The organism is Frankia gtarii (assembly GCF_025403375.1).
GTDB classification, from domain to species: Bacteria; Actinomycetota; Actinomycetes; order Frankiales; family Frankiaceae; genus Frankia; species Frankia gtarii.
The window spans coordinates 23,546-29,545 of record NZ_JAMPTM010000057.1 but is presented as its reverse complement, the minus strand read 5'-3'; the positions used below and the strand labels follow the sequence as shown (position 1 = coordinate 29,545).

Here is a 6,000-nt window from a genome sequence, read left to right as displayed (position 1 = left end):
GTCCGGCTCGGGAGGGGGGCGCTGCGGGGGGCGATGGTGCTGCGCTACCCGGCGAGGCCGGCCCGCACACCGCGGCAGGGCCACGGTACGTCCGTGTCTCGCCCGGTCGGTGCTCGGCTACCCCTGCCCGGTCTGTGCCGGTTGGTGCGCGGGCGACGGGGCGCGTCGAGATTTCGGGACGCCAAGTGTTGTGACTACACGACTACGCATACACACTCTGGGTTGTGGCACACGTACTTGCGGTAGCGAACCAGAAGGGTGGCGTCGCCAAGACGACCTCCGTGTCCAGCCTCGGCGCCGCGCTGAGCGAGCTGGGTCGCCGTGTCCTGTTGGTGGATCTCGACCCACAGGCGTGCCTGACCTTCTCCCTCGGCCTGGATCCCGACACCCTCGAGCTGTCCGTGCACGATGTGCTCCTCGGCCGGCTCTCCGCGGGCATCGTGATCACAAAGACCTCCGACGGTATGGACCTCCTGCCGGCGACGATCGAGCTGGCCGGCTGTGAGGCGGTGCTGCTGTCGCGGACCGGCCGCGAGCACGCGCTACGGCTCGCCCTCGCCGAGGTGATCGACACCTACGACTTCGTGCTCATCGACTGCCCGCCGTCGCTGGGTGTGCTCACCATCAACGGGCTCACCGCCGCCGACGAGGTGATCGTGCCCCTGCAGTGCGAGACGCTGTCGCATCGCGGCGTCGGCCAGCTCCTCGACACGGTGCACGACGTGCAGCGGCTGACGAATCCGCGCCTCGGGGTCCGCGGCGTCCTGCCGACCCTGTTCGACGGGCGGACGGCGCACTGCCGGGCCGTGCTCTCCGACGTCTCCGCGCGGTACGACATCGCCGTGCTGGCACCGCCGATCGCCCGTTCCGTGCGCTTCGCGGAGGCGCCGGGCACGGGCCGGTCGATCCTGTCGACGGCGCGGCGTTCCAAGGGCGCCGAGGCCTACCGGGCGCATGCCCGGGTCATCGCCGAGGTGCACGGGGAGGCCGCGGCGCATACGGGTTCCGCCGGCGTCGCGGTCGAGCAGACCCGCATCGGATCGGCGACCACCAAGGGAGGGTCCGTCGTGACCGGGCCGCTTGAGGCCGGACCGCTCGTGACCGGGCCGCTTGAGGCCGGGCCGCTTGACGAGGCACCGCTCGGGGAGGCAGACCGCGAGGCGGCGACGCTCGAAGCGGTGGCACGCGAACCGGCTCGGGGTGAACCCGTGCCGGTCGGGGCGGACGGGGCTCGCGTGTGAGTGTGGGGGCGAGCGGACCGTCGCGGTCGCCGAGGGCGGAGCAGCGCGCCTCCGCCGGGTTCGACCGGCTGCGGCCGCGGGGCTCCCGACCACCGGTGGTGACGTCGATCCCGTCGGGCCCGTCGGTAGGGCAGGACGCGCATGGCAAGCGCGTGCTTTACAGCGGGCTGCGCCCGGCGCCCCCGCCGAACACGAGCCTGCGCGTGGAATGTTCCCGCTGCGGGCAGACGAGTCTGCTTGGCACGTGGCCGGCGCTGCGGGCCCTCACCCCCAGCGTCCACCTGCCGCTGGTGCGGCCGCGGCATCCGTCGTTGCTGCGCTGCCCGACCTGCCGGCGGGTGAGCTGGGTGCGGCTGGGACTGCACTTGCGGCCGGCGAGCTGAACAGCTCCCGCGGGGGAGCCGCCATTCCAACGCCGGGCCAGGGGGCCACGCGGGCCGGCGTTGGACGCCGATGAGCGGTGGTGCGCCGCCCCGCTCAGGCGGATTCGGCCCGCGGGGACTCGTCGTCGAGCGTGGCGATGGAGCTGATCGCGTCGCCGTCGGCCTCGGTGAGCTCCCCGGCGGTGCCGGAGCCGCGTCCGCGGTTGCCGCGGCGACGACGACGGCGGCGGACCGGCTCGTCGCCCGCCTCCGGGGACAGCGCCGAGATGACGTGCGCGGTGTCGAGGGAGTCGACGGCGTCGTCGGCGTCGTCGGAGACGATGACGTCCACATCCGGGTCCGTGGCGGCCGGGTAGGGCTGCTCGCTGCCGTCGGCGGCGATGCTCAGGCCCGTCGCGGCGACCGCGGCACCCCCGCCGCGGGTGCGGCGACGGCTACGGGTGCGGACCGGCGCCGGCGGGTTGTCCGCCACCGCCGCCTCACGCCCGGGCCGCGTCCCACGGCGCCCGCCGCGACGGGACTCGCCGAGGTCCTCGAGGTCCTCCGCGTCGAGCCCGGCGCGGGTGCGCGCGGCGTGCGGGAGGGTGCCCTTGGCATCCGTCGGGATGCCGAGCGCCTCGAACAGGTGCGGGGAGGTGGAGTACGTCTCGAGCGGGCCTTCGAACGGCAGCGCGAGCGCCTTGTTCACCAGCGTCCATCGGGGCAGGTCGTCCCAGTCGACGAAGGTGACGGCGACGCCGCTCTCGCCGGCGCGGCCGGTCCGGCCGATCCGGTGCAGGTAGACGTTCTCGTCCTCGGGGCACTGGTAGTTCACGACGTGGGTGACGCCGCTGATGTCGATGCCACGGGCGGCCACGTCGGTGGCGACGAGGACGTCGACCTTGCCGGCCCGGAACGCACGCAGCGCCTGCTCGCGCTGGCCCTGCCCGAGGTCGCCGTGCACGGCGGCGGCGGCGAAGCCGCGCTTGTCCAGGTCCTCGGCGACCTTGTCCGCGGTGCGGCGGGTGCGGACGAACACCATCGCGAGCCCGCGGCCACCCGCCTGCAGAACGCGGGCCAGCACCTCCATCTTGTCCAGCGCGTGGGCGCGGAAGACGTGCTGGTGCGTGGTCGGCACCGTGCGGGTCTCGTCCGGCTGTTCGGCGCGGACGTGCACCGGCCGCTGCATGAACCGCCGGGCCAGCGAGATGACCGGGCCGGGCATGGTGGCGGAGAACAGCATGGTCTGCCGGCCGGTCGGCAGCTGCGCCATGATGCGCTCGACGTCGGGCAGGAAGCCCAGGTCGAGCATCTCGTCGGCCTCGTCGAGCACCAGGGTGCGCACGCCAGCGAGGTCGAGCACCCGCTGCCGGGCGAGGTCGAGCAGCCGACCCGGCGTGCCGACGACGATGTCGACACCGGCGCGCAGCGCCGTGAGCTGCGGCTCGTAAGCCCGCCCGCCGTAGACGGCCAGCACCCGAACGCCGCGGCGAGTGCCGGCGCGGGTGATGTCGGACGTCACCTGGACGCACAGTTCCCGGGTGGGCACGACGATGAGGGCCTGCGGCCGACCGTCGGCACCTTCCTTCGCCGCCAGCACCGTCTGGATGACGGGGATGCCGAAGGCGAGGGTCTTACCGGTGCCGGTGCGGGCCTGGCCGATGATGTCGTTGCGAGCCAGGGCGAGCGGAAGCGTCAGCTCCTGGATGGGGAAAGCGTGCACAATGCCCGCTTCGGTCAGCGCCTCGACCGTCTCAGGGCGAACCCCGAGGTCGGCGAAGGTGGGCGCGGCCGGTGTTGCGGGCGTGTCGGTCACCGACTGGGAAGTGGGTAGATCATCTGAGGGTACTGCGGCTGTAACGGACAGCGGGACGCTCCTGGTCTTCTCTGAGCGGTGTCTACGCTGAACCCGCTCGCGGTGAGCCGCGCGGCGCCCGCGACCCGAAATCCATGTGCCCCGGCGCCATAAGTGGCTACTCTGGGTGCACAGGTGACGAGGCGACGCCTGCTACGCGACAGCCGAGGTGACATAATGACCTCTGGCTACTTCCTAGCATAGCTGGTGTGGCGGCGGGTGGGGGCTCCTTGGCCGAGGTTTGCCGACAGCGACGGCGTCGGGTGCCAGAATCGCGCCTGTGATGCAGACATCCTCCCCGCCGACAGGCGCGCCTGCGCCGAACCAGGCGGTCCCGCCGGACCAGGCGACCGTCGACCTGCTGGGCCTGCTCGCCTACGGTGAGCTCACCGCCTTCGAGCGGTTGGCCACCGATGCGCGGATGTCCCCGACTCTCGGCGACAAGATCGCCCTTGCGGCCATGGCAGCCGCGGAGTTCTCCCACTTTCAGGCCATCTGCGGGGAACTGGATCGGCTCGGTGTCGACCGGGAGCACGCGATGGCGCCGTTCATCGGCCCGCTGGCCGCGTTCCACAACTCGACCGCCCCGGCCGACTGGCTGGAGAGCCTGGTCAAGGCATACGTCGGCGACAACATTGCGGCCGACTTCTATCGTGAGATCGCCACGCGCCTACCCTCGCCGTCGCGCGAACTCGTCCTGCGTGTTCTTGACGACACCGGCCACGCCGCGTTCGCGGTCGACCGGGTGCGGGCGGCGATCGAGGCCAACCCGACGGTCGCCGGCCGCCTCGCACTGTGGGCCCGCCGGCTGGTCGGCGAGGCGCTCACCCAGGCGCAGCGGGTAGGAGTGGACCGGGACGCGCTGACCGGCCTGCTGGTCGGGGTCGGCGACCTGGACGCGCTGGCGGCCATCTTCAACCGCATCATGGCCGCGCACGGCCGCCGGATGGCGGCGCTGGGCCTGTCCGCCTGACCACGCCCGCCGGGGGCGCCGATGGAGCGGGGGCCGCCGGGCGTGCCGGGCGGACTGGCCGCACGGCACGCCGAGCTTGCGAGCAGCCCTCGATCAGGCGCCGAATCCCACGCGGCGCGGCCCGCCGGCGGCGATCTCCACATAGGCCAGGGCGGCGACGGGAACCACCACCTGCCGACCCTTCTCGTCGGTGAGGGTCAGCACGCCGTTGTCGGCCTTGACCGCCTCACCCACCAGCTCGGCGACGGTCTCCGCGGACTGGTCGCTCTCAAGCACCAGTTCCCGGCTGACCTGCCGCACGCCGATCTTGACCTCCACCCGATGACCTCCGCCTTCGTCGGACCTAATACCCGGCGGACGAGCGCCGCCGATCTTGGATCACCGCCCACACTATGGCTTCCGGGACTTCTCCACCGGGACAGGAATGGCGTGTTCGCTCCCGGCACACCCGGCGCTCACTGCTCGGGACGGGGCTCCTCGTGTTCGGGCCGAGGGCCGTGCAGGTCGTGGTGCGGGTCGTGCGGGTCGTCGTGGCGGGGGTACCCGCCGATGCCACGCCAGGCCAGCTCGACCATCGACTCGATGGCCCGCTCCTTCGCCACGGTGCCACCGCGGACCAACCACCACCGGGAGGCCGTCTCGGCGAGTCCCACCAGCCCGACGGCGAGCAGGTCCGCCTCGTCCTGGGTCAACCCGGTGTCGGCGACGATGGTCGCCGCGATGGAACGCACGCACTGGGCGAACGCGGTCTCGATGCGCTGGCGCACCGCGGGCACGCTGCGCAGGTCGGACTCCAGCACGAGCTGGTGGGCCCCGGACGGGTCGTTGACGAAGTCGAAGTACGCGCGCACCGAGCGCGCGATGCGCGCGTGGTTGTCCGTGGTGGAGGCGAGCGCCTCCTGGACGCTCGTGACGAGCTGGGTGGCATGCTCGTCGAGCAGCGCGAGGTACAGCTCCAGCTTGCCCGGAAAGTGCTGGTAGAGCACCGGCTTACTGACACCCGCCCGCTCGGCGATCTCGTCCATCGCGGCAGCGTGGTAGCCCTGGGCGACGAAGACCTCGCGGGCGGCTCCGAGGAGCTGGAAGCGGCGGGCGGTGCGGGGTAGCCGGGGAGTCCGCCCCGGGCGTGTGCCGGGCGAGGCTGGCTCGGCGGTCACCAGCGCACCTCCTGGTCGATGTGGTCACCCTACCTGCGAACACCGCTGCGGCGGGATGGGAACGCGACCACCGGGCCCGGGGCCGGCCCCCGTCGCACGGTGGGCCGGCCGGGGGGTGCTCGCATTCAGCGGTATTCGTCCTCGTCGGTCTCGACGACGATGCTCTGCTCGACGACGTCGAACTCGTTGGCCTCGCTGGCCGGCGCAGGGAGCACCGGCGGCGCGCCGGCCGGCGGCCGGACCTCCTGGGCCTGCTCGGCCGCGTCGGCGTCCGGTGCCTCCAGGGGGAGATTGGCGGCCGGCAGATCGGTGGGAACTCCCATGGGACGTCCTCCTACGCTCGTCGGTGTGGCGGCCCGCCGCGGCGGGTGCCGGCTTCGACCCGGGCCGGCTTCGACCCGAGGCCGGGTCC

Annotated in this window: 7 protein-coding genes; 3 read left to right on the top strand and 4 right to left on the bottom strand. The window is 72.9% G+C overall.

The genetic code is table 11. From position 1 onward, the window contains the following. Positions 1 to 224 precede the first annotated feature (224 nt). Entirely contained in the window at positions 225 to 1,241 is a 1,017-nt protein-coding gene (locus tag NBZ83_RS11300) for a ParA family protein (protein ID WP_261564838.1), read from the top strand. After that, positions 1,238 to 1,624, top strand: coding sequence for a hypothetical protein (locus NBZ83_RS11295; protein WP_261564836.1), 387 nt, complete (start codon positions 1,238 to 1,240; stop codon positions 1,622 to 1,624). Before NBZ83_RS11300 ends, NBZ83_RS11295 begins: the two co-directional genes overlap by 4 nt. A gap of 94 nt (positions 1,625 to 1,718) precedes the next feature. Here the strand turns inward: NBZ83_RS11295 and NBZ83_RS11290 are convergent, their stop codons facing one another. Next, positions 1,719 to 3,419: a DEAD/DEAH box helicase gene (locus NBZ83_RS11290; RefSeq protein WP_261564835.1), complete on the bottom strand. Its 1,701-nt coding sequence runs from the start codon at positions 3,417 to 3,419 to the stop codon at positions 1,719 to 1,721. Between the two features lie 322 nt (positions 3,420 to 3,741). Here NBZ83_RS11290 and NBZ83_RS11285 point away from each other — a divergent pair, with 322 nt between their 5' ends. Continuing rightward, positions 3,742 to 4,431: a ferritin-like fold-containing protein gene (locus NBZ83_RS11285; RefSeq protein WP_261564827.1), complete on the top strand. Its 690-nt coding sequence runs from the start codon at positions 3,742 to 3,744 to the stop codon at positions 4,429 to 4,431. 93 nt (positions 4,432 to 4,524) lie between these two features. Here NBZ83_RS11285 and NBZ83_RS11280 read toward each other — a convergent pair whose 3' ends face one another. From NBZ83_RS11280 to NBZ83_RS11270, 3 genes are all read right to left on the bottom strand, one after another. Next, the gene (locus NBZ83_RS11280; protein ID WP_261564826.1) at positions 4,525 to 4,749 is read right to left on the bottom strand and encodes a DUF3107 domain-containing protein; all 225 of its coding nucleotides are present in this window, start codon (positions 4,747 to 4,749) and stop codon (positions 4,525 to 4,527) included. A 137-nt stretch (positions 4,750 to 4,886) separates the two neighbouring features. Continuing rightward, positions 4,887 to 5,588, bottom strand: a complete 702-nt coding sequence (locus NBZ83_RS11275; protein ID WP_261564825.1) for a TetR/AcrR family transcriptional regulator — start codon at positions 5,586 to 5,588, stop codon at positions 4,887 to 4,889. A gap of 125 nt (positions 5,589 to 5,713) precedes the next feature. Beyond that, the gene (locus NBZ83_RS11270) at positions 5,714 to 5,911 is read right to left on the bottom strand and encodes an Rv3202a family protein (protein WP_261564823.1); all 198 of its coding nucleotides are present in this window, start codon (positions 5,909 to 5,911) and stop codon (positions 5,714 to 5,716) included. Positions 5,912 to 6,000: the final 89 nt, after the last annotated feature.